24 protein-coding genes are annotated in these 23,340 nt (G+C 62.8%); 11 read left to right on the top strand and 13 right to left on the bottom strand.

The window, feature by feature from the left end; translation table 11 throughout:
* Position 1 precedes the first annotated feature (1 nt).
* A complete protein-coding gene (locus tag J1N02_RS30180; RefSeq protein ID WP_027605794.1) occupies positions 2-1,411 on the bottom strand; it encodes a circularly permuted type 2 ATP-grasp protein in 1,410 nt (469 codons plus the stop codon).
* Positions 1,412-1,805: 394 nt separating this feature from the next.
* On the opposite strand from J1N02_RS30180, the gene J1N02_RS30175 reads away from it, so the two are divergent.
* The 4 genes from J1N02_RS30175 (at position 1,806) to J1N02_RS30160 (ending at position 4,279) form a co-directional block, all read left to right on the top strand.
* The gene (locus tag J1N02_RS30175; RefSeq protein WP_027605795.1) at positions 1,806-2,351 is read left to right on the top strand and encodes a hypothetical protein; all 546 of its coding nucleotides are present in this window, start codon (positions 1,806-1,808) and stop codon (positions 2,349-2,351) included.
* 72 nt (positions 2,352-2,423) lie between these two features.
* Positions 2,424-2,636, top strand: a complete 213-nt coding sequence (locus tag J1N02_RS30170; RefSeq protein WP_027605796.1) for a hypothetical protein — start codon at positions 2,424-2,426, stop codon at positions 2,634-2,636.
* Positions 2,637-2,647: 11 nt separating this feature from the next.
* On the top strand, positions 2,648-2,782 hold the full coding sequence (locus J1N02_RS30165) for a hypothetical protein (RefSeq protein WP_256221203.1): 135 nt from the start codon (positions 2,648-2,650) through the stop codon (positions 2,780-2,782).
* A 195-nt stretch (positions 2,783-2,977) separates the two neighbouring features.
* Complete coding sequence (locus J1N02_RS30160; protein WP_421148188.1) at positions 2,978-4,279, top strand: dermonecrotic toxin domain-containing protein; 1,302 nt, start codon at positions 2,978-2,980, stop codon at positions 4,277-4,279.
* A gap of 18 nt (positions 4,280-4,297) precedes the next feature.
* Here the strand turns inward: J1N02_RS30160 and J1N02_RS30155 are convergent, their stop codons facing one another.
* From J1N02_RS30155 to J1N02_RS30140, 4 genes are all read right to left on the bottom strand, one after another.
* On the bottom strand, positions 4,298-5,539 hold the full coding sequence (locus tag J1N02_RS30155) for an EAL domain-containing response regulator (protein WP_027605797.1): 1,242 nt from the start codon (positions 5,537-5,539) through the stop codon (positions 4,298-4,300).
* Between the two features lie 9 nt (positions 5,540-5,548).
* On the bottom strand, positions 5,549-5,935 hold the full coding sequence (locus J1N02_RS30150; protein ID WP_092358061.1) for a response regulator: 387 nt from the start codon (positions 5,933-5,935) through the stop codon (positions 5,549-5,551).
* Entirely contained in the window at positions 5,920-7,269 is a 1,350-nt protein-coding gene (locus J1N02_RS30145) for a sensor histidine kinase (RefSeq protein WP_421148293.1), read from the bottom strand. Before J1N02_RS30145 ends, J1N02_RS30150 begins: the two co-directional genes overlap by 16 nt.
* 203 nt (positions 7,270-7,472) lie before the next feature.
* The gene (locus J1N02_RS30140; RefSeq protein WP_092358059.1) at positions 7,473-8,036 is read right to left on the bottom strand and encodes a GNAT family N-acetyltransferase; all 564 of its coding nucleotides are present in this window, start codon (positions 8,034-8,036) and stop codon (positions 7,473-7,475) included.
* A 220-nt stretch (positions 8,037-8,256) separates the two neighbouring features.
* Between J1N02_RS30140 and J1N02_RS30135 the strand changes: the two genes are divergently transcribed.
* Complete coding sequence (locus tag J1N02_RS30135) at positions 8,257-9,330, top strand: NAD(P)-dependent alcohol dehydrogenase (RefSeq protein WP_027605801.1); 1,074 nt, start codon at positions 8,257-8,259, stop codon at positions 9,328-9,330.
* 15 nt (positions 9,331-9,345) lie between these two features.
* Here J1N02_RS30135 and J1N02_RS30130 read toward each other — a convergent pair whose 3' ends face one another.
* Genes J1N02_RS30130 through J1N02_RS30100 form a run of 7 tightly spaced genes read right to left on the bottom strand, consistent with a single transcriptional unit; the run spans position 9,346 to position 15,635 of the window.
* On the bottom strand, positions 9,346-10,710 hold the full coding sequence (locus tag J1N02_RS30130) for an ATP-binding protein (protein WP_027605802.1): 1,365 nt from the start codon (positions 10,708-10,710) through the stop codon (positions 9,346-9,348).
* On the bottom strand, positions 10,707-11,369 hold the full coding sequence (locus J1N02_RS30125; RefSeq protein WP_027605803.1) for a response regulator: 663 nt from the start codon (positions 11,367-11,369) through the stop codon (positions 10,707-10,709). The genes J1N02_RS30130 and J1N02_RS30125 overlap by 4 nt, the downstream gene beginning before the upstream one ends.
* Before the next feature lie 12 nt (positions 11,370-11,381).
* Positions 11,382-12,026 carry a tetratricopeptide repeat protein gene (locus J1N02_RS30120; protein WP_421148187.1) on the bottom strand — a complete coding sequence of 215 codons (645 nt, stop codon included), beginning with the start codon at positions 12,024-12,026 and terminating at the stop codon, positions 11,382-11,384.
* A complete protein-coding gene (locus J1N02_RS30115; protein WP_027605805.1) occupies positions 12,023-12,832 on the bottom strand; it encodes an SDR family oxidoreductase in 810 nt (269 codons plus the stop codon). The genes J1N02_RS30120 and J1N02_RS30115 overlap by 4 nt, the downstream gene beginning before the upstream one ends.
* The gene (locus J1N02_RS30110; protein ID WP_027605806.1) at positions 12,819-13,493 is read right to left on the bottom strand and encodes a TenA family transcriptional regulator; all 675 of its coding nucleotides are present in this window, start codon (positions 13,491-13,493) and stop codon (positions 12,819-12,821) included. Before J1N02_RS30110 ends, J1N02_RS30115 begins: the two co-directional genes overlap by 14 nt.
* Positions 13,490-14,968: an AMP-binding protein gene (locus J1N02_RS30105; protein ID WP_027605807.1), complete on the bottom strand. Its 1,479-nt coding sequence runs from the start codon at positions 14,966-14,968 to the stop codon at positions 13,490-13,492. The genes J1N02_RS30110 and J1N02_RS30105 overlap by 4 nt, the downstream gene beginning before the upstream one ends.
* A complete protein-coding gene (locus J1N02_RS30100; protein WP_368960284.1) occupies positions 14,958-15,635 on the bottom strand; it encodes a thermostable hemolysin in 678 nt (225 codons plus the stop codon). Before J1N02_RS30100 ends, J1N02_RS30105 begins: the two co-directional genes overlap by 11 nt.
* A 176-nt stretch (positions 15,636-15,811) precedes the next feature.
* Between J1N02_RS30100 and J1N02_RS30095 the strand changes: the two genes are divergently transcribed.
* The 6 genes from J1N02_RS30095 (at position 15,812) to xylB (ending at position 22,479) form a co-directional block, all read left to right on the top strand.
* A complete protein-coding gene (locus tag J1N02_RS30095; protein WP_368960282.1) occupies positions 15,812-16,354 on the top strand; it encodes a cytochrome b in 543 nt (180 codons plus the stop codon).
* A gap of 164 nt (positions 16,355-16,518) precedes the next feature.
* Entirely contained in the window at positions 16,519-18,051 is a 1,533-nt protein-coding gene (locus tag J1N02_RS30090; protein WP_421148186.1) for a sugar ABC transporter ATP-binding protein, read from the top strand.
* Positions 18,044-19,021, top strand: a complete 978-nt coding sequence (locus J1N02_RS30085) for an ABC transporter permease subunit (RefSeq protein ID WP_027605811.1) — start codon at positions 18,044-18,046, stop codon at positions 19,019-19,021. Before J1N02_RS30090 ends, J1N02_RS30085 begins: the two co-directional genes overlap by 8 nt.
* Before the next feature lie 34 nt (positions 19,022-19,055).
* Complete coding sequence (locus J1N02_RS30080; protein WP_092358053.1) at positions 19,056-19,988, top strand: ABC transporter substrate-binding protein; 933 nt, start codon at positions 19,056-19,058, stop codon at positions 19,986-19,988.
* Between the two features lie 21 nt (positions 19,989-20,009).
* Positions 20,010-21,002: a LacI family DNA-binding transcriptional regulator gene (locus J1N02_RS30075; protein ID WP_027605813.1), complete on the top strand. Its 993-nt coding sequence runs from the start codon at positions 20,010-20,012 to the stop codon at positions 21,000-21,002.
* A gap of 16 nt (positions 21,003-21,018) precedes the next feature.
* A complete protein-coding gene (gene xylB, locus J1N02_RS30070; protein WP_421148185.1) occupies positions 21,019-22,479 on the top strand; it encodes a xylulokinase in 1,461 nt (486 codons plus the stop codon).
* Positions 22,480-22,853: 374 nt separating this feature from the next.
* Here the strand turns inward: xylB and J1N02_RS30065 are convergent, their stop codons facing one another.
* Positions 22,854-23,297: an Lrp/AsnC family transcriptional regulator gene (locus J1N02_RS30065; RefSeq protein WP_027605815.1), complete on the bottom strand. Its 444-nt coding sequence runs from the start codon at positions 23,295-23,297 to the stop codon at positions 22,854-22,856.
* Positions 23,298-23,340: the final 43 nt, after the last annotated feature.

The raw sequence follows: 23,340 nt of genomic DNA, 5'->3' as shown, positions 1-23,340 counted from the left end.
CTCAGCCCTCCACCACCCAGGTGTCCTTGGTTCCACCGCCTTGCGACGAGTTGACGATCAACGAGCCCTCACGCAATGCCACCCGCGTCAGGCCTCCCGGCACCAGGCGGGTTTCCTTGCCCGAGAGCACAAAGGGCCGCAGGTCGATATGCCGGGGCGCGATGCCGTTTTCGACAAAGGTCGGGCAGGTGGACAGGCTCAGGGTCGGTTGGGCGATATACGCATGGGGGCGGGCCTTGATGCGTTGGCGGAAATCTTCGATCTCGGCCGCCGTGGCCGCTGGGCCGACCAGCATGCCGTAGCCGCCGGAGCCCTGGGTTTCCTTGACCACCAGTTCGGCCAGGTTGGCCAGCACGTGGGACAGTTCATCGGGCTTGCGGCACTGGAAGGTCGGCACGTTTTGCAGGATCGGCTCCTCATCCAGGTAAAACTTGATCATCGCCGGCACATAGGGATAGATCGATTTATCGTCCGCCACGCCGGTGCCGATGGCATTGGCCAGCACCACATTGCCGGCGCAGTAGGCCGCGACCAGCCCTGGCACGCCGAGCATCGATTCGGGATTGAACGCCTGCGGGTCGAGGAACGCGTCGTCGATACGCCGGTAGATCACGTCCACCGCCTTGGGCCCGTCGGTGGTGCGCATGAACACCTTGAGGTCGTGCACGAACAGGTCGGCGCCTTCCACCAGCTCCACGCCCATTTCCCGGGCCAGGAACGCATGTTCGAAGAACGCGCTGTTGAAGCGCCCGGGCGTCAGCACCACCACGTTGGGGTTGTCCAGGCGGCTGGCGCTTTTCAGGGTCTTGAGCAGCAGGTTGGGGTAGTGGTCCACCGGCGCGATGCGCTGCTTGGCGAACACTTCGGGGAACAGGCGCATCATCATCTTGCGGTCTTCGAGCATATAGCTCACGCCGCTGGGGGTGCGCAGGTTGTCTTCGAGCACATAGTAGGTACCGTCGCCGTCGCGTACCAGGTCCACCCCCGAGATGTGGGAATAAATATCGCGGTGCAGGTCCAGGCCGACCATGGCCTTCTGGTAACCCTCGTTGCCCAGCACCTGGTCGGCCGGAATGATCCCGGCCTTGATGATGCGCTGGTCGTGGTAGATGTCGGCGAGGAACATGTTCAGCGCATTGACCCGCTGGATACAGCCGCGCTCGATCACGCTCCACTCACTGGCGGGGATGCTGCGGGGGATGATGTCGAAGGGGATCAGGCGCTCGGTGTCCTGCTCGTCGCCATAGAGGGTGAAGGTGATTCCCGCGCGATGGAACAGCAAATCGGCTTCGCGGCGACGCTGGGCCAGCAATTCCGGCGGCGTGTTGGCCAGCCAGCGGGAGAAGTCCTGATAGTGCGCACGGCACACGCCGTTTGCGTCATTCATTTCATCGAAGAAAGATCGAGCCATTCCAGTACCTTGTCAGTGCCGAGGGACGCATGGGGTGGCACTGCCGCTTTAAAAAACGCATTTTTTATGAGCCCGTGGCTGATGGTGCCACCGGGCCTGGTCCTTACTTTCTTATGGGGTCGGCTCTGGGTCGGGGGGTAACGAATGTTCCTGTATTCGGGCAGATGAATGGATAAAGCAATGCGTGTGCCGGAATGGGCATCCCGCGCTGATTTCCCTTTGTGGTGAGCCCGCTCACCACAACAAGCTCGCTCGCCACAAAAAAAAGGCCGGCCATGACAAGGCTGCTCACCATAAGGGAGCGGCTTGCGCACCGTGATGGTGCAACAACAAACTTGAACTTCGCCACGGCCCGATTCTTCTAAGGGGTTTGAGCCCAGCAGGGAGCACGGATGTGCCCAGAATCATTTCACCCGACACCCCGGAAGCGAACCTGGCCGACCACAGCGAGCACAACGCCAAGATCTTCGGCTCGCCCAAGGACCGCCTGGACTTCTACCGTCGCGAAATCCAATACGAAACCACCATCCTCGCCAACCGCACCGATGCCTACCTGACGGCGCAGTCGTTCCTGGTGATTGCCTTTGTCTCCGGCATGGGCAACCTCAACCCGGAGTGGGGCAAGTTGTTCACCCTGGTGGTGCCGGTGTTCCTGACGCTGCTCGGCATACTCAGTTCCCTGAATGCCTGGCCGGGGATCCGCGCCGCGTACGAAATCATCGATCACTGGCACTACAAGCAGAGCGAACTGCTGCGCAGCGAGCCGGTGATGGGCATGGCCTACGATGAGTCGCCGCTGTTTTCCGAAATGGAGTCCTCCCATAAGGGCTATCGCAAGTCGCTGCTGTTCTCCATGCGTGCGCCGTGGCTGTTCATGGTGTTCTGGGTGTTGCTGGGGGCGTACGCGTTTTATATCCAGGTGGATAACCCGGGCTCTTAAGCAGTTGGAACTTCAGCGGCCGGCACGGGACCTTACCTTTACGCAGTTTGCGTTTTTCAAACGAGGTGAGCCATGAGCACAGACAAAGACCCCCAGACCAGCAACCGTAACGACCCGGCAATCGACGGCGGCGAACCGGCCCCAGGCACGGCGGCCGATGTACCGAAAGACCCGAAACCCGCCGCCGACCCCAAGGCCAAGGAAAACGACTACAGTCCAGACTTCAAGCCTGAGCGCGAGCCCAAGCCTGAAACCGATGCCGATATCGACACCCAGGGCGGTTAGAGGAGACGATCATGTCCAAAGAACTGGAAGAAGAACTCAACGATCCGGGCAATGAAGACCCGGGTTCCCTGATGGATGATGCAGAAGTACCGCTCAATGATCTGGATGACGCGGCGGATGTGGGCAATACCGAAAAGCCCGATTAATCCCGGCCCTGTAGCTGTCGAGCCCTGGCAAGGCAGCTGCGGGTATGAACAATGTCTCGGCCGTTGAAGCAAACGGTAACGACTGAAGCTGGAACACTCTCGTCAGCCAAGCACACACACCTCAGACAGCATCGCAGGAAGACAGCTGCGCGGCTGGGGAACATTTCCCTCACTCCCTACCGATCTTGGCCGATTATGACTTTTTCCACCGCTACCGCCGCCGCCCGCCCCATAAACACTGCGCCGATAAGTGCCAATTCTTGGGAGGATTCCGAGGACACCTTTGTCATTAAAAATGCCAGGGAAAAATTCAACGAGAGCCTGGTGAAGGACTTGAACAGCGGCAAAATGCCGCCTGACGTCAACAACCTCCTCGAGGCCTTGCTGTCGCCAGGCCAGGCAGGCCTGCCCAACGTGCAAGTCAGGACCTTCGCCGTGGATGGTGTTCAAGCCAAGGACATCATATTCATTCAACGGGTACCGCTTGTACCTGATGGGCCTGACATCGTGCTTTATGTTCCGGAGAAAGACGGCAGTTCATACCAGTCTTTCAATACTGTCGAAGACATGAACGCCTGGTTGCAAACACGCGCTGACGACCCCAGGCTACTCAAGGCATTTACCCGGCACTTTGCGCGGGACAGCGCTCCCGAAAAACAAGCCCATGTCGCCGATACACTGATTCGATTCAGAAACCATGACATCAATGCCGTCGTCGGGCCTTATGCCAACGAAGGTGACGATATATTTGTCCGACTGGACAAGGGGCCGTCCGCACCGCCCGCTGCGGTCAACGGTTTGACAAGGCTTGAGGAAGAACAGATATCCCCCGAAGGGCGGGTGCTTTATTCAGGACTGCGACCGGATGGTACAAAAGTACTCTTTGAATATGACGCCTACGGAAACCTTCAAGGTGGAGATAAAAAGGGCAATTTCTATTTTGTTAAAAACGGCTTGAACAGCCCCAGGCCGCTGGTGCCGATGACGGAAAGTGCATTCAAGCAAACGGTTCGGAACGAAGCGCTCGACAATATCGGTGCAAACGATACGCGGGGGCTCTACGAAGAACTGTTGAGGCACCTTGAACATCCCTCCGCCGGCATCGCCGATGCCCTGCAGGCGTTCGGGGTGAATAAGAACGCCGCCGATGCCACAGAGCGGTACCTGGACAATCCCTTCAGCGCGCTGCTGGTTGATTTGAATACCCGCAACCAGATCGGCAAGGTATTCGGCGTTGACAAGCAAACCATGGACTCGGCATTGAAAGGGGTCGGCGATTTGGCGCAACGGTTCGTTCCTGTTTATGGACAGGCGAGGAGCTTGGGATCGTTACTTGCCAAAGCGATCAGGAATGAGCCTCTCAGTGTTCAGGAGACACGGGACCTTGCTGATAACCTGGCGTTGAAACCCGACAGCCCGGCATTAAAGAACCTGCCTGCAGCGCAGACGCCTGGCAAGCCCTCCGTCGCCATGCCGGTGCAAATGAACGCCCATTAATCTGCCCCCCGCTGGATCTCACCGCTCCAATAACAAGCGCTCCAGTGCTGTCGCGGGTAATGGCCGACTGAACAGATAGCCCTGGATCTGATCACAACCGGCCTCTTTCAAAAACGCCAGTTGCGCCTGGGTTTCCACGCCCTCGGCCACCACCCGCAGGCTCAGGCTGTGGGCCAGCTCGATAATGGTGCGGGTGATCGCGGCGTCCTGGGGGTTACTGGTGACCTCGCGGATAAACGCAATATCGATCTTCAGCGTGTCGATGGGAAAGCGTCGCAGGTAGGCCAGGCTGGAATAACCGGTGCCGAAGTCGTCGATGGAGATCTTCACGCCCATGGCGCGCAGGCGTTGCAGGCTGGCGATGGTGTGCTGGGTATTCTCCATCAGCGAGCCTTCGGTCAGTTCCACTTCCAGCCAATGGGGTTCGACGCCGGTCTCAGTGAGAATGCGCGCGATATCGGCAATCAGGTCGCCCTCGATCAACTGATGGCCGGAGACGTTCACCGACACCTCGACGGCGCCAATCGCGCTGCGCTGCCACGTCGCAATCTGCTGGCATACGCTGCGGATCACCCAGCTTCCCACCTCCACGATCAAACCCAGGCTTTCCAGGACGGGCACGAACACCGCCGGCGATACCGCGCCGTAGCCTGGGCGCTCCCAACGCAGCAGTGCCTCCAGGGCGCAGATCTGCCCGTCGGCCAACGCGACTTTTGGCTGGTAGTGCAGGGTGAACTCATCGTGCTCCACGGCCTGGCGCAGGGCGTTTTCCAGTTCCTGGCGGGCCAGGTCGTGCACGTTCATGCGCGTGCTGTCACCGGCATGTTGGCGCAGTTGCTGCTCAAGCAACTGGCTATGGCGCTTGAGTTGATCGCCGTGGCTCTTGAGCCGCAGCAGGTTGCGCACCCGCAGCCACAGCTCGACCCGTTCCACCGGCTTGCTGATGAACTCTTCAGCACCGGTTTCCAGGCCACTGACCCGCGCACTCGACTCGCTGAGGGCCGACAGCATGATGATCGGAATGCTCGCCGTGGCTGCGTCGCCCTTGAGCTGGCTGGCCACTTCGTAGCCGTCCATGCCTGGCATCATGATGTCCAGCAGGATCAGGTCTGGTGGTTGCTTGGCCACCAGTTGCAAGGCTTCCTCGCCGCTGCCTGCACTCAGGGTCCGGTAGCCCTCGTGTTGCAACAGGGTTTCCAGCAGCTTGCGAACCTGGGGTTCGTCATCAACGATCAACAGCGTTGCGGGTTGGCTGGCCATGGAGAGGACTCATCTGAGGGGGGCGAGGGTTGTGTGTTGCAACAGCGTGTCGATCACCTGGTACAGCTCTTTGTAGCGCAGCGGCTTGCTGATGTAGGCATCGCAACCGGCCAGCCGGGTCTTTTCACGGTCTTCCTTCATGGCCATGGCGGTGAGGGCAATCACCGGGATATGGGCGGTGTGCGGGTCCTGCTTGAGCAGTGCGGTAGCGGCCAGGCCATCCATGCCAGGCAGCTGGATGTCCATCAGGATCAACGCCGGTTGGGCTTCGCGGGCCAGGGTCAGGCCGCTCTCGGCGTCGGCGGCCCACACCACCGTGTGGCCGGCGTTGACCAGCAGCAGCCGGGCCAGGCGCATATTGGCCTCGTTGTCTTCGACGATCAGGATATGGGCCATTCAGCCTCCGTGCCCCGGTGGAGTGGCAGCCACACCACAAAACGAGCGCCCAGGCCTTCACGGCTGGCCACCGCAACGCTGCCACCGTGCAGGTCGACCAGTTGCTTGACCATCGCCAAGCCCAGGCCGGTGCCTTCGAATTTGCGCGCCAGGCTGCTGTCGATCTGGCTGAAGGCCTTGAACAGCTTGCCCATGTCGTCCTCGGCAATACCGATGCCGGTGTCGCTGACGCTCAATTCGAGGAACTGCTGGTGGGCGCTGGGTTGCAGGGCAAACCCGTGCATCGGCCAATCGCCGGGCACTCGCCCGACCTGTTCGCGGGCCACCTGGCGCACCGCCAGGGTCACGGAACTGCCGTGCTCGCTGAACTTCACCGCATTGGCCAGCAGGTTGTAGATGATCTGCTTGGTCTTGCGCAGGTCCAGGGCCAGTGTGCCGAAGTCGCCCTGGCTTTCGAGCTTCAACTGGATGCGTTGCAGGGCGGCTTTTTCGCGCACGATCAACAGGCTGTTGGCGAGCAACCCCGCCAGTTCCACGGACTCCAGCTCCAGGTCCATCATCCCGGCTTCGACCTTGGACAGGTCGAGAATGTCGTTGATCAGCGACAACAAGTGCTGGCCGCTGGTAAAGATGTCGCCGATGTATTCGCGCTGGGTCTCACTCATGTCGCCCACCAGCCCGTCCTTCAACGCCTCGGAAAAACCGATCACCGCATTCAGCGGTGTGCGCAATTCGTGGGACATGGTGGCGAGGAATTCGGATTTCATATGGCTGGCATGTTCCAGCTCCAGGTTCTTTTCCTCCAGCGCGCGCTCAAAGCCTTTGCGCTCGGCTTCTTCGTGTTTGCGTGCGGTGTTGTCGGTACCGATCAACAGGTAACCGATGATGGTGTCATGACGGTTACGCAGCGCCGTCACCGAGACCATGGCCGACAGGCGGCTGCCGTCCTTGCGGATATAGGTCAGCTCGTAAATATCCTCGATGCCACGGGAGGCCTTGAACACCAGGGCTTCGAAACCCGGCGTGATCGGCGTGTCCAGCTCCAGGCTGAGGGCGGCGGCGCGGGTGATCAGTTCGGCGGGGTCGGAGATATCGGCGGGGGTGATGCGGTTGAGGACATCCTCGGCGGCATACCCGAGCATGCGTTCGGCGCCGACATTGAAGATCTGGATCACGCCCTTTTCATCGGTGGCGATGCTGGAGAAGTAGGCGCTGTTGAAGATTGCGTCTTGCAGGGCACCGGTCTTCAGCAGGGTCTTCTGGCGTTTGAATTCGACGATTTTTTCGGCCCGCGATTGGGCTTCAAGCGGTGGTCCAGTGACGGGTTTGTCCATGGCGGTGTTTTCCAGGCAGATCGGCCCGGCCGTGTCGATGACAGGGCCGCAGAGCATGCTCACAGAAAATCGCGTGGACGCGATGAGGAGGAGATGAGATCCCCGGACAATAGCAGATACCGCCCGCACTACGGTATGGATACCCTCAAACGGGTGTACGCCGACACAGGGCGGCGGGCCGCCCTGTTACCGTGCGGCGCGGTTTAGAGCATCACGCTGCTGATGACCTGGGTGCTGTCATCCGGGTTGATGACGCTGTGGAATCCCAAGGCCTGGTTCAACTCGCGCAACGGCGCATTGGTTGCCGCGTCGACCGTGTACATGCGTTTAAAGCCATTGGCGCGTGCCGCCGTCATCAGGTGCAGCATCAAAAGGCGCCCCAGGCCCAGGTGTTGCCAGGCATCGGCCACGGTGACCGCGCATTCGCATTCATCCGCGTTGGCTGCGGCATAGCGGGCCACGCCGATCTCGATCAGTTGGCCGTTGTCGTGCACCAAGGCGATAAAGGCCATGCGTTGCTGGTTATCGACATCCATCAATTGGTCCATCAGGGTCTTGCCGGGCTCGTTGATTTCCCCCAGGAAGCGCGCGTGCCGCGATTCACGGGACAGGCCCTTGATGAAGTTGTATTCCCGTTCACGGTCGTCGGCGCCGAGGGGGCGCACCAGTACATGGCGGCCATCGTCGAGCTGATCGATCCAGTGCGGTTTCGGCAGTGCTGCGTAGGCGGGGGCGGCCTGCTGGTTACGTGCTTCGAGGGTAGGCATGGTGTGGGCTCCTGGCGGTCAGCATCGGGCAACAGTGCCTTGCTCGATCATGCCCCCGGGGGCTGGGGCGCCATTGATCTGCATCAAGACGCCTGGCCGCCGGGCAGGGCAGGCGACGTTCGGTCATGCGCATCGGCAAAGGGTTGACCATGATCAACGTTCGGCGCGCCGTCGCGGCGCAGTCTGGTCCCACCCCACATGCCCAGCAGGAGGTCACACCATGGCAACCATGAGAGCCGCTGTCTTCGTTGAGAAAAACCGCATCGTCCTCGAGGATAAACCGATCCCCGAGGTCGGCCCGCTCGACGCCCTGGTGCGGATCACCACCACGACCATCTGCGGCACCGACGTGCATATCCTGCGCGGTGAGTACCCGGTGGCCAAAGGGCTGACGGTGGGCCATGAGCCGGTGGGCATCATCGAGCGGCTGGGCTCCCAGGTGCGCGGTTTCGTCGAAGGGCAACGGGTGATCGCCGGCGCAATCACGCCCAGCGGGCAGAGCTATGCGTGCCTGTGCGGCTGCGGTGCCCAGGACGGCCCCGACACCCGCCATGGTTTCCGTGCCGCCGGCGGCTGGAAATTCGGCAACACCCTCGACGGCTGCCAGGCCGAATACGTGCTGGTGCCCGATGCGCTGGCCAACCTGTGCCCGATCCCCGATGGCCTGAGTGACGAGCAGGTGCTGATGTGCCCGGACATCATGTCCACCGGCTTTTCCGGTGCCGAGCGTGGTGAGGTCAACATTGGCGACACGGTGGCGGTGTTTGCCCTCGGGCCGATCGGCTTGTGCGCGGTGGCGGGGGCACGGCTCAAAGGTGCGTCGATGATCATTGGGGTCGACGGCGTCAGCGAACGCATGGGCGTCGCCCGTGGCCTGGGCGCGACCCATATTGTCGACTTCAAGCAAGGCAACGTGGTCGAGCAGATCATGGCCCTGACCGACGGGCGTGGCGTGGATGTGGCCATCGAGGCGTTGGGCACCCAAGGCACCTTCGAATCGGCCTTGCGCGTGTTGCGTCCCGGTGGCCGCTTGTCCAGCCTTGGGGTGTACTCCAGCGACCTGCGCATCCCCTATGACGCGTTTGGCGCAGGCCTGGGGGATTACAGCATCGTCTCGACCCTGTGCCCCGGCGGCAAGGAACGCATGCGTCGCTTGATGGCGGTGGTCGCCAGCGGCGGGGTGGACCTGTCGCCGCTGGTGACCCACCGCTTCAAGCTCGACGACATCGAGGCGGCCTATGAACTGTTTGCCCATCAGCGCGATGGGGTGATGAAAGTCGCGATTACGCCCTGATACCCGCTGGGCCGATCACTGCGCAATCTCCAGGCTCGCCCGCAGGCCGCCGGCCGCCAGGTTGTCCAGGCGTACCTGGCCGCCCAGGCGTTGGGCGATGGTTTGCACGATGGTCAGGCCCAGGCCGGCGCCCTGGGCATTGCCACGGCTGTAGAACCGCTCGAACAGCCGCTCACGCTGGCTTTCGTCGATGCCAGGCCCCTGATCCTCGACGCTCAGGACCCATCCCCTGGCTGTTTTGCACAACCCCACGGTAATCACCCCATGCTCCGGGGAGAAGTTCGCGGCGTTGGTCACCAGATTGGTCAGGGCGATGTTGATTGCGCCGGCATCGGTGGTCACGCGGTACTGGGCATCGTCGACATCGAACACCAGCTCGAGGCCTTTGCTCAGCAGCCAGGGTGTCAGCTGAATCAGCGTTTCACGCACCGTTGTCGCCAGGTCGATAGCTTGCACGGCTGGCAGCCCGGCGCTGGGTTCCAGGCGTGCCATGGTCAGCAATTGGTTGACCAGGCGGCTGGTGCGGTCGACACCGCTGATCAGGAAGGCCAGGGACTCGCGCCGTTCGGTTTCAGTGCCGGCTTCCAGCAGGTTTTGCGCGTGCACCCGCAATACCGCCAGGGGTGTGCGCATTTCATGGGCGGCATCGGCGATAAAGCGCCGCTCGCGGCCGAGCATGTCCTGGATCTGCGCGAGCATGCGGTTCAACGCCGCCTGCATCGGCTCCAACTCCATGGGCAGGGGCGTCAGTTGCATCGGCTCCAGTGAGCCGGAATGCCGCGCGCGCAAGGTGGCGGCCATATCGGCCAGCGGCTTGAGGCCCCAGCCGATGGCCAGCCAGACCATGGCGGCGAGGATCAGGCTGCCCAGCACGTTGGGCCACAGGGTATGCCGCACGATGCGCTGGACCAGGTCGGAGCGCACGTCATCACGCTCGCCGACCCAGATACGCAGGCCGTTGTCCTTGTCCTTGAGCACGAAGCCGCGCCATTGGCGACCATTAAGGTCGTCGATATTGCTGTACCCCGGCTGTGCGGGGGGCGTGGCGAATGACGGGGCGCTGGTGGTAAACACCAGCAGTTCGCCCTGTGGGCTCCACACCTGGAAGGCGATTTTGCTTTCATAGGGGTGCCCGTCCACCTTGGGCATGGCGTTGCCCAAGGCTTTGTTGAAGGCGCGATACAGGTCGGCCTGGTCCTGGCTGGCCAGCGGCATGCTCATGACGCCCTGGAGCAGGCGGGCGTTCTGCGCCAACTGCGCGTCGTAGACTTCGGCGATTTCGTGATTGCTGTCATGCAGGTTGAGCACGCTGATTACCAGCAGCCCGGTGAGCAGCAGGCCGATAATGAGGCTCAGGGTTCGCCGCCGAATCGAGGTCATTGGCGCTCCTCCACCAGGTAGCCCACGCCGCGCACGGTGCGGATCAGTTCACTGGAGAACTTCTTGCGCAGGTGATGGATATGCACCTCCAGGGTGTTGCTTTCGGCTTCTTCGTTCCAGCCGTAGAGCAACTGCATTAACTGGTCGCGGGTCATCACGCGGCCCGGCGGCGACAGCAGCTCGTGCAGCAGTTGATATTCCTTGGGGGTAAGCAGTACCGGTGCGCCGTGGTAACTGACCTGCTGGGTGCTCGGGTCCAGGCAGATGCCTGCGTGTTCGATCAATACCCTTGCCCGGCCGGCGCTGCGGCGCAGCAGTGCACGCAGGCGTGCCTTGAGTTCGGCCAGGTCGAAGGGCTTGATCAGGTAATCGTCGGCGCCGGCGTCCAGCCCGGCGATGCGGTCTTCGGTGGCATCCCGTGCGGTGAGGATCAGCACCGGCAGGTTGGAGCCGCTGTCACGCAGGCGCCGCAGCACCTCCAAACCGTCCATGCGTGGCAGGCCGAGGTCAAGCACTGCCGCATCGAAGGTTTCGCTGAGCAGCGCATGCAAGGCGCTGCTGCCATCCTGCAGCCAATCGACGGTGTAGCCCTCACGCACCAGCGCCTGGTGAATGCCTTCGCCCAATGCCACGTCATCCTCGATCAGTAAAAGGCGCACGCAGACTCCTTGTCATTTGAGTTTTTGGTTGATGTCAGCCAGCACGCCTTCGATCTCTTTGCGCCGCCCGGCATCGGCGGTTTCGCGACCGGGCCGGGGCGCGGCCAGCAGGGCTTTTTGCAAGGCTTCACGGGCTTCGCCATAGCGTTTTTGCCGGTACAGGTGGTCACCCCAGAAGTACAGACTATCAATGCCTGCCGGGTTCAGTTGCAAGGCTTGTTTGAGCAGCGCTTCGGCCTTGTCCGCATCACCGAAGCCGATCGGCCAGCCGGGCACCCGGTCGTACAGGGCGGCCAGGCTGGTATAGGCCGAGCCTTGCAGGGTCTGGGGATCCAGGGCGAGAGCTTTTTCCAGGTCGACCTTGGCCGCCTTGACCTTGCTTAACGCGCCAAGCCCGCCCTGGGCACCCGCCCAACTGCTGGTGACGATGCCTGACCAGATCCACGCCTCGGCGGCTTGGGGGCGGTTGTGGGTGAAGGCCGTAGCCTGGGTGGCGAGTTGTTCAAAAGCCTGGGTCCGTTGTTCCTCGGGCAGGTTGTATTGGATGTGCGCCCAGCGCGTCTGGATCTCGTTGAGGCGTTGTTGGTCGACGGCGCCCATCGCCCAGGTGAAGGGGCTCAGGGCGGTGAGCAGCAGCGCGGTAAAGAGTTGTTTCATGGCTTCGGGTCCTTATTCTCAGGTGTGTCGCTCAGGCGGCGTACCAGCGGCAGCTGTTTACGCAAACCCCGGTCGACCAGGTTCGGCAGCAGGCTGTTGAGGCGCACAAAAAAACGCTCCGGCCAGCCTAGGTACAGATCGCGACGCTGGTTGGCTATGGCCTGGATCACGGCCGATGCCACGGTGTGCGGGTCATCGACGTTGGATTTGAGCGCATCGTTCAAAGCCTGCGCCGCCGGGCTGTTCATCGCGGTGCGGGTCGCGCGCGGTGCTACGTACAGCACGCCGACGCGGGTGTCGGCCAGTTCCCGGCGCAACGCTTCGGAAAACCCGCGCAAGGCAAACTTGCTGGCGCAGTAGGTGGCGTAGCCGGGGTAGCCGATGGAGCCATAGGTGGAACCGACATTCACCACCATGGCGCTCGGTGCCTGCTTGAGCAGCGGAAGCAGCAGCTTGGTCAGGCAGATCGGCGCGGTGATGTTCAGCGCCAGCATGCCGTTGATGTCGCTGTCTTCAAGTTGCTCAAGCATGGCGAAGTGATTGATGCCGGCGGCGTTGATCAGCAGGTTGATGCCGCCGATGGCTTCGGCGGCGGCCAGCACCTTACGGCGGTCGGCGAGGAAGGTCAGGTCGGCACCGACCCAGCAGAGTTGCTCCGGGTAGCGCTCAAGCAACCCCTCCAGTGGTGCACGGTGACGGGCCACGGCCAGCACCTGCGCACCACTGGCACACAGGGCGGTGGCAATCGCCAGGCCGATGCCACCGCTGGCGCCGGTCAGCACCACGCGCGTTTCAGACAGGCGCATGGGGCGCCTCCCCGAGACGCGGCAGGCTGCGGAACATGTCGGTGTAGAGCGCATACACCACCTTGGAGGCGCGTATCACCGCGGCCTGGTCGTCGGGGTCGTCCAGGCTGTTCATCAAGCGGCGATAGGTTTCCATGTGGCCGATATCCAGGGATCCGTGGGAACTCAGGTAGCTGAACGCCGTTGCCGGCAGTTGCAAGCGCTCACGGATGCTGCCGGCCGCGTGGGTGGCCAGGGCGATGCTGGTGCCTTCGAGCACATTGACCATGCCGAACAGGCCGACCGGGTTGTCACGGGCGATCAGGTCGTAGAGGTAACTGACCATCAACTCGATGGGCAAACCGGGGCGACCGTCACGTACCGCGTCGTCATCACCGCCGCAGGCGGCAATGTCATCGAGCACCCACTGCTCGTGGCCGTATTCATCCTCGATGTACTCGCAGACAGCCTTGCGCAGCCATTCCAGGCGCGAAGGCAGGCGCGCACCGCAGGCCATCATCAACGGCACGGTATGCCGCACGTGGTAGTAGGCCTGGGCCAGGAACGCGCGATAGCTGTCGAGGCTGACCTTGCCCTCCAGGGCGTCGCGGATGATCGGCAGGTTGAACAGCGCATGGCGCTCCTGCTGGGTGGCTTCTTGCAGCGTGTCGAAAAAATTCACGATGAGGCTTCCTCGTTGAATGCCGGGGCAAATTGGGCTTGATAACGGGCGACGATGGCGTCGCGCCGTGGCCGGCCATTGGCGGTGAGCAAGCCATTGGCGGCGGTGAAGGGGTGCGTCAGGCGCGTCCAGCGATGCACCTGGGCGTAGTCCGGCAGGCCGCTGTTGGCCTCGGCCACGGCGGCGGCCAGTTGCGCGTCGCTGCAGTCGGCGCGATGGGGCCAGAGCAGGGCGTGGTTCTGCGGCAGGGCTTCGCCATACACGAACGCCTGGGCGATCACACCGCCCTGGGTCAGCTCGGCCTCGACCCAATCCGGGTTGACGTTGCGCCCGTAACTGGTAACGAACTGATGTTTCTTGCGGCCCTTGAGGTAGAGAAAACCGTCCTCGTCAAAGGCGCCGAGGTCGCCGCTGGGCCACCATTGCTCGGGTTGGTCTGTCTGGCCCAGGTAGCCGAGCAACGTCGAGCCCTTGATCAGCACTTCATCGTCTTCGGCCAGGCGGATTTCCACGTGGGGCAGTGGCCGGCCGACACTACCAGGACGGTGTGCCTCGGGACGATTGAGGCTCACCACGGAGGCGCATTCCGACAGCCCATAACCTTCGTATACCGGTACGCCCAGTTGCTGCGCGCGCTGCAGCAAGGCCTTGGAGACGCGCGCACCGCCGACGGCGGCAAAGCGCAGGCCCTGTGGGCTGAAGGCCTTTTGCTCGGCAGCAATCACCAGCATCAACAGCAATTGCGGCACCAGGATCAGGCTGTGGGGCTGACGCGTTGCCAGGCAGCCAAGCAATTGTGCGGCGTCCACCGCGCTGGCGCCCTGGATGCCCAGGCTCTTCTGGCTGGGCAAGCTGAGGGTGGCACCGGCGTAGAGCGCGGCGTAGCAACCGAGGTTTTCCAGCAAAATCGCGATGGGCAACAGCGCCAGGTGGTGGCGTGGGTCGCTGCCGTGGCTGGCCTGGTACAGCTCGCGGGCCACCCGCAGCAGGCTGTCGGCGCCCAGGCACACGCCCTTGGGCGCGCCGGTGGTGCCGGAGGTGAACGTTACCTTGGCGGTACCCACGGGTATCGAAGGGCGGCCTTCAAAGGCGCGGCACCAGAATTCGCCGCACGGTTGATAGCCGTTGGCGCGCAATTCAGCCGCCAGATGCGGCTCGGCGATCACCCGTTCGGCGTGGCTTTGTTCCAGGCAATGGGCGCGCTGGGCCGGGCTGAAGAACGGCGGCAAGGTCAGGCAGGTCAGGCCTTCGAACAGCACTGCCAGGTCCCACAGCATGGCCTCGACGCCATTGTCCAGGGCCAGGGCGACCACCTTGACGCCTTCGTCGCGCAGGCGCTCCTGCCGATACGCCACTTCGGCGAACATCTGGGCGTAATCCATTTTCAAGCTGTCGCCCCACAGGGCGATGGCGCCATCGTTGCGTTCGGCATGGCCGCGCAGTACGGCGTGGAAGCGGCGGGTTTCAGGCGACATGGCTGGCATCCTCGAGGGTGGTTGGCAACCCCAGGCGTGAGAACAGGCCCATGTTGCGCAAATGGATGAACCCGGCGCGGATATTGCCGACATGCACCCACGGTTGGCTTTCGTAGTAACTGCCCCAGTGATGGCGCTCATCGCCCAGGCGCTGCGGGTCGGCCGCGCACAGGGTGACGGGCTTCAAGCCCAGGCGATGGAAGCTGTTGACCAGACCGATATTGCCGGTGAACGCCACCCACTCCAGGCCGCCCATGGCCAGCAGCCAGGTAATCGCGATGATGCTCAGGCGCGCACTGCCGGTGTCGCTGGCCGCGAGGTTGCCGACTTCGGCGATGGCGCCGCGCTCCACGGGGTGTTCGGCGGCGGCACTGATCAGCGGGTCGATCGGATGGTCCAGGTAACGCTCCAGGAACAACGGTTCGGCGCTTGCCAGGCGCACACCGGCAACGGCACACAAGTCGCCGTTGCCCTGGCTGACGCCAAACAACTGCGGCATGAAGTGGCGGATATCGGCGCCGTGGGCAAGGCGAAAACGTTGTTGGATAAACGCTTCGAAGGCAGGCCGCTGCGGGTCTTGGGGCAGGGCGCGGGACAGGCGCAGCGGTGCACTGTCGGCATGGCCGAACAGCAGCGGCAAGGAAATGTTCCAATCGATATCGGGCATTGGCAGTACGCCTCCCCAGTGAAGTTGGGAGGAGTATCGGAGGCATTTCTTAACGAAGTCTGAAGGTGGCAAAAGGATATTTTTCCCGATCTTCAGACTGCCTTAAGACTTCGCGGACAGGGTGGCGCGGTCTTTCCACGGCCGCTTGCGGCCACCATCTGCACAAGGCCCCATCCATGACTGAACGTCTGCTGACACAGCGCTACACGAAGCTGTCGATGACCCTGCACTGGCTGATGCTGGCGCTGTTTGTCGGCGTGTACGCCTGCATTGAAATCAAAGGCCTGCTGCCTCGCGGCCATGCATTGAAGGGCGTGTTGCTCGGCGGTCACGGGCTGTTCGGCAACGGGATTTTCCTGCTGGTCTGGCTGCGCCTGCTGGGACGCCTGGCGCCGCGCCCGGCGATCCTGCCGCGTCCACCGGCCTGGCAGACTGCCGTGGCGCACCTGATGCACCTGGCACTGTATGGCTTGATGATCGTGACACCGCTGCTGGCCTGGCTGATGCTCAACGCCGCAGGCAAGCCCGTGCCGTATTTCGAGTTCGCCTTGCCATCGCTGGTGGCGGTGGACCCCGACCTGGCCAAGCAACTCAAGCACTGGCATGAGTGGCTGGGCAGCGCCGGCTATTGGTTGATCGGCCTGCATGCTGCCGCGGGGCTATTCCACCATTACTGGGTGCGTGACAACACCCTGGTGCGCATGCTGCCAAAACGTTAGAAATGCCAAAATTGCACTTTATGCGCTTGATGAAACGTTTCTTCTAGCGACAAACGGCCTGCGCAAGCGCTTGCGTAAGTAAATGTATCTGATTAGAGTCGGTGGCAATCGGCTCTGATCAAAGGGGGCTGAACGACAAAAATAATAAAACCAGGAGCTCATTGATGAGCCTTGAACCCTTGCTCGAGATGCAGGGCATCAGCAAAACCTTCAACGGTTTGCGCGTGCTCAAGAATGTCGGCCTGAAGGTCTACCCCGGCGAAATCCACGCCTTGATGGGGGAGAACGGCGCCGGCAAATCGACCCTGATGAAAATCCTCTCCGGCGCTTACCAGGCCGATCCCGGCGGTGAAATCCGCATGGCCGGCCAGGCCGTCGCCACCTTTACCCCCGCCACCGCCAAAGCCCTCGGCATCGCCGTGATCTACCAGGAATTGAGCCTGTGCCCGAACCTGAGTGTGGCCGAGAACATCTACCTGGGCCGCGAACTGCGCCGTGGCTGGACCATCGACCGCAAGGGCATGCAAGCCGGTTGCGTCGAAGTGCTGCAACGCCTGGGCGCCGAATTCACCCCGGCCACCCAGGTCAGCAGCCTGTCGATTGCCGAGCGTCAGCTGGTGGAAATTGCCCGGGCCTTGCACGCCCACGCCAGGATCCTGGTGATGGACGAACCGACCACGCCGTTATCGTCCCGCGAGACCGACCGTCTGTTTGCGCTGATCAAGCAACTGCGCAGCCAGGGCCTGGCGATCATCTACATCAGTCACCGCATGGCCGAGATCTATGAACTGTCGGACCGTGTCTCGGTGCTGCGCGACGGCCAATACATCGGCGAACTGAGCCGCGACGCGCTGTCGGCCGAAGTCCTCGTGAAGATGATGGTGGGCCGCGATCTGTCCGGTTTCTACAAGAAGGAACACGCCGCCTACGACCCCGGCGCGGTGGTGATGCGTGTGCGTGATATGGCCGATGGCAAGCGCGTGCGTAATTGCAGTTTCGACCTGCATGCCGGTGAAGTGCTGGGTATCGCCGGGCTGGTGGGGGCAGGGCGCACCGAGTTGGCGCGGCTGATCTTCGCCGCCGATCCGCGCACCAGCGGCACCCTGGAAGTGGTGGGCAAGACCGTGACCCAACTGCGCAACCCGGCGGATGCGATTCGTGCCGGCGTGGTGTACCTCACCGAAGACCGCAAGGCCCAGGGCCTGTTCCTGGACATGAGCGTGGCCGACAACATCAACGTCTGCGCCTGTGTGCCGGATGCCCGCGCCGGTGGCGTGCTCGACCGTGGTCATGGCTTGAAACGTGCCAATGATGCAATCAAGTCACTGTCGATTCGCGTGGCGTCGGGCAAGGTCAATGTCGGCACGCTGTCCGGCGGCAACCAGCAGAAGGTCCTGCTGGCGCGGCTGCTGGAGGTCAAGCCCCACGTGCTGATCCTCGACGAACCCACACGCGGCGTGGACATCGGCTCCAAGTCCGAGATCTACCGCATCATCAATCAACTGGCGCAGGCCGGCGTGGGCATCGTGGTGATCTCCAGCGAGCTGCCGGAAATCATCGGCACCTGCGACCGGGTGCTGATCATGCGCGAAGGCCAGTTGGTGGCCGAAGTCGGCGGGGCCTCCGGCCACGTCATCTCCCAGGAACGTATTATTGACCTCGCCACCGGTGGCGATCAGGTGGTTGCCCATGGCTGATTCGATGATTGCAACAACAGGCAAGGCCGAACGTGCCCGCGAACTGATGCGCACCGTCGGCATGTTGCCGGTGCTGATTTTGCTGCTGGTGGGCTTCGCCCTGGCCAGCGAGAACTTCCTGACCATGCAGAACCTGTCGATCATCACCCAACAGGCCTCGGTCAACGTGGTGCTGGCGGCGGGCATGACCTTTGTGATCCTCACGGCGGGGATCGACCTGTCGGTAGGGGCGATCCTGGCGGCGTCGGCCGTGGTGGCGTTGCAGGCGTCGATGTCGCCGCAGTTCGGCATGTTCGGGATTGCCGCCGGTATCGGCTTCGGCCTGCTGCTGGGCCTGGTCAACGGCGGGTTGATTGCCTTTATGCGCCTGCCGCCGTTTATCGTCACCCTTGGCGCACTCACCGCCATGCGCGGCCTGGCGCGTCTGCTGGCCGATGACAAGACCGTGTTCAACCCCGACCTGCCGTTTGCCTTTATCGGCAACGACTCGATCCTTGGCGTGCCCTGGCTGGTGGTGATCGCCGTGGCGGTGGTGGCGCTGTCGTGGTTCATCCTGCGCCGCACGGTGATGGGCGTGCAGATCTATTCGGTAGGCGGCAACCCCGAAGCGGCGCGACTCTCCGGGATCAAGGTGTGGAAGGTGCTGCTGTTCGTCTACGCCATGTCCGGCGCGTTGGCCGGGCTGGGTGCGGTGATGAGCGCCTCGCGCCTGTTCGCCGCCAATGGCCTGCAACTGGGGCAATCCTACGAGCTGGATGCGATTGCCGCCGTGATCCTCGGCGGTACCAGTTTTACCGGTGGCGTCGGCACCATCGGCGGCACGCTGATCGGCGCGCTAATCATCGCGGTACTCACCAACGGCCTGGTGCTGCTGGGGGTGTCGGACATCTGGCAGTACATCATCAAGGGCATCGTGATCATCGGCGCGGTCGCGCTGGATCGCTATCGCCAGTCCGGTGCGCGGACCTGATTTCACTCCCATAACAATCACAAGAGAGACCCGCATGAACCTTAAACGCATGTTTCCCGTCATTGCCTTGGCTGCCCTGATGTCCCAAGCCGCAGAGGCCCGTGAACTCAAGGCCCTGGGCATCAGCATGGGCTCGCTCGGCAACCCGTATTTCGTGACCCTGGCCGATGGCGCCACGGCCCGGGCCAAGGAGCTGAACCCCAACGTCAAGGTCACCTCGGTGTCCGCCGACTATGACCTGAGCAAGCAATTTTCGCAGATCGACAACTTTATCTCGTCCAAGGTCGACCTGATCCTGATCAACGCCGTCGACCCTTCGGCCATGGCCTCGGCGATCAAGAAAGCCCGCGATGCCGGCATCGTCGTGGTGGCGGTGGATGTGGACGCCAAGGGCGTGAATGCCACCGTGCAGACCGACAACGTCGAAGCCGGCAAGCTGGCCTGCCAATACCTGGTGGACAAGCTTGCCGGCAAGGGCAACGTGATTATCCAGAATGGCCCGCAAGTCACCGCCGTGACCGACCGCGTCAAAGGCTGTAAAGCCGCATTGGCCGGCGCGCCGGAGATCAAGGTGCTGTCCGACGACCAGGACGGCAAAGGCTCCCGCGAAGGCGGCCTGAACGTGATGCAGGGCTACCTCACGCGCTTCCCGAAAATCGACGGCCTGTTTGCGATCAACGACCCGCAGGCCATCGGCAGCGACCTGGCGGCCAAGCAGCTCAAGCGCAGCGGCATCATCATCACCTCGGTGGACGGCGCGCCGGATATCGAGAACGCGCTGAAGACCGATACCCAGATCCAGGCGTCAGCCAGCCAGGACCCGTGGGCCATGGCGCAGACGGCGGTGAATGTCGGCAATGACCTGCTCAACGACAAGGCCCCGGCCGAAGCGGTGACCCTGCTCACGCCAAAACTGATCACCCGCGACAACGTCGGTACGTACAGTGGCTGGTCGAGTAAACATTGATAGCGTGAGAGGAACAGCGTCGTGGTGACCATGGATGACGTGGCAAGCAGGGCGGGGGTGTCGACGTCGACCGTGTCACACGTGTTGAACGGCACCCGCAAGGTCAGCCCGGCCACGGTGCTGGCGGTGCAGCGGGCGATCCAGGCGCTGGGGTATATCCCCAACACCCTGGCGCGCTCGCTGGCGCGGTCGAGTACCAACACGATCGGCGTGGCGATCTCGGCGCTGTCCAACCATTACTTCAGCGAGACGGTGCACGCGATTGAAACCGAGTGCGCCAAGCACGGCTACATGATGCTGTTTGTCGACACCCACGACGACCCGGAGCAGGAGCTGCGGGTCGTCATGGCGCTGCATCATCGGCGGGTCGACGGTATCGTGCTGGCGCCGTCGAACGGCTCGATGGCCCTGGAATACCTGCGCGCCAACGAGATTCCGGCGGTGCTGGTGGACCGCATGATGAGCGAGCAGTTTGACCAGGTCGGGGTGGAGAATGCCCAGGCCACCCAGGCCCTGATTGAGCACCTGATCGGTCACGGGCACCGCCGCATCGGCTTTATCGCCGGGCGCACGGGTTTCAGTACTACGGATGAGCGGGTAGCGGGTTACCGCGCGGCGTTGCACGCGGCGGGGCTGGCCTTCGATCCGCAGCTGCTGGTCAACGGTGGCTCCAACACCGAACCGGCGCGCCAAGCCACGGCGCAGTTGCTGGGCCTGGCTTCGCCACCCACGGCGATCATGGCCGGCAATAACCTGATGACCCTCGGCGCGATGCACGCTCTGCGTGACGCGCAGCTTGAAGTGCCGAGACAAATGGCCCTGGTGGGGTTTGATGGTTTTGACTGGGCGGATTTTTTCGTGCCGCGCCTGAGCCTGATCGCACAGCCGGTCAAGGCCCTTGGCGCCCGCGCGGTCGACCTGTTGCTGCAACGTATGGCGTCGCCTGACGCACCGCCCCAGAGCGTGCGCCTGGCGCCGACCCTGCAGTTACGTAACTCCTGTGGCTGTCCTTGATGGGAATAACACACGCATGAACAGTCCTGTTTCCCTGGGCATTGACCTGGGCACATCGGAACTCAAAGCCATCCTCATGGACGCCACGGGCGCGGTGCTGGCCCATGCCGGCGTGCGCTTGAGCGTGTCGCGCCGGCACAGCGGCTGGTCTGAACAGGCGCCGGAAGACTGGTGGCAAGCCTGCTTGCAGGCGTTGGCGCAACTGCGCGGACACGAGGCGTTTACCCGCGTGGCCTGTATCGGCCTGTCGGGGCAGATGCACGGCGCGGTGTTGCTGGGGGCGGACAACCGCGTGTTGTACCCGGCGATCCTGTGGGACGACTCCCGTGCCGTGGCCGAGGCCGAACAACTGGGTCCCGGCTTCGCCGACGTCACCGGCAGCCTGCCCATGGCCGGGCTGACCGCGCCGAAACTGCTGTGGCTGCAACGGCATGAGCCCGAGGTGTTCCAGGCGATTGATTGCGTGCTGTCGCCTAAGGATTACCTGCGCTTGCGCTTGAGTGGCGAGCGCATCAGCGAGATGTCCGACGCGGCGGGTACGTTGTGGCTGGATGTGGCGCGGCGGGCATGGTTTACCCCTATGGTTCGCGCTACAGGCCTTACGCCCGGGCAATTGCCCAGGCTGGTGGAGGGTGGTGCCGCGAGCGCGTTGTTGACGGCCACGGGACTGGGCCTGTCAGCTGAGGTGGTGATTGCCGGCGGTGGCGGTGACAACCCTGTGGCGGCGGTCGGCATCGGCGCGGTCAATGCCGGTGATGGCTTCATTACCCTTGGCACCAGCGCGGCCATTGTTGCGATCACCGATCACGCTGCAGGCAACCCGGCCAGTGCAGTGCACAGCTTCTGCCACGCGCTGCCCAACCGCTGGTACACCATGGGCGCCATGCTCGCCGGCGCCAGTTGCCTGCGCTGGGTTACTCGGCTGACGGGTATGACGGATGAACAGACGTTACTGGAGCAGGTGCGGGCGCAATTGCCGATTGAGCAGCACGTGCCTTTAGGGACGCCGTTGTTCCTGCCGTACCTGGCCGGTGAACGCACGCCCCACAATGATCCTATGCTGCGCGGCGGCTTTATGAACCTGGGCCACGATTGCACGCCGGGGATGCTCGGTTACGCGGTGATGGAAGGGGTGGGTTTCGGTTTGCTCGATGCGTTGCGCGCGGTGCAATCGACCGGCGCCGACGTTACCGCTTTGGCCCTGGTGGGCGGTGGTGCGCGCAGTGAGTACTGGGCGCAGCTGCTGGCGAATATCCTGCAGCGGGAAATCTTCACCTTGCAGGGCAGTGAATTGAGCGCGTGTATTGGCGCGGCAAAGCTCGGGTTTGTGGCGATGGGGCAGGGGGCTGAGTTACTCGCGGCGGGGATGCCGGTTAAAGCCCGGTACACACCTGACCTGATGCAGCAGCCGGTGTTGGCGGCGCGTTATCGCAAGTTTCAAAGTTTGCTGCCCGCCGCCAAGGCCCTTCACGACTAGGCTCCTGTTGTGGGTGGGGCTGTTGTGGTGAGCAGACCTGTTGTGGTGAGTGAGCTTGTTGTGGTGAACGGGCCTGTTGTGGTGAGCGGGCTTGTTGTGGTGAGCGGGCTTGTTGTGGTGAGCGGGCTTGCCCCGCGCTGGGCTGCGAAGCAGCCCCAATAAAGGCACCGCGTTTATCCAGGCATGGTGAGTGGTCAGGTTTAGGGGCCGCTTCGCGCCCCAGCGCGGGGCAAGCCCGCTCACCACAACAGCCCCGCTCACCACAACAGGCCTGCTTACTACAACAAGCCTGCCTGCCACAGGAAGCCTGCTTGCCCAAACAAGCCCGCTCACCACACCCGGCCCACTCTCCACAAGAATCGGTGTGTTGTTGTTCAGTCGTTGGTCAGCGGCGGCAAACGTCGCTTTACCGGGGTTTTCTTGACGATGGCGGTGTTGGTTTCGGCGTAGGCATTGATCCGATCCAGCAGGCTGTCGAGATGGTCCATGGTGCGCACATGCAGGCGTGCGATGAAGCAGTCTTCGCCGGTGACCTTGTCGCATTCGGTGAATTCGGGTATCGCCTGGATCTGCCGCTCCACCTCCTGCAATTTGCCGGGCAGGGGGCGGATGCGCACGATGGCTTGCAGCAGGTAGCCGAAGTGCCTGGGGTCGATGTCGACGGTGTAGTGGGTCAGCACGCCGCGTTCTTCCAGGCGGCGCAGGCGTTCGCCCACACTGGGCGAGGACAGCCCGGTGATGCCCGCCAGGGCCTTGAGGGACAGCCGCGAGTCATCCATCAGGGCGGCGATCAGTTGCTGGTCGATGGTGTCAATCATGGTATTCGCCTAATAAGAAAAGGTGATTTCTGGATTTTGCCTT

The organism is Pseudomonas sp. NFX5 (assembly GCF_049132125.1).
Classification (GTDB): Bacteria; Pseudomonadota; Gammaproteobacteria; order Pseudomonadales; family Pseudomonadaceae; genus Aquipseudomonas; species Aquipseudomonas marginalis.
Note: the sequence above shows the minus strand (reverse complement) of the source record. Positions and strands in the feature narration are given on the sequence as shown.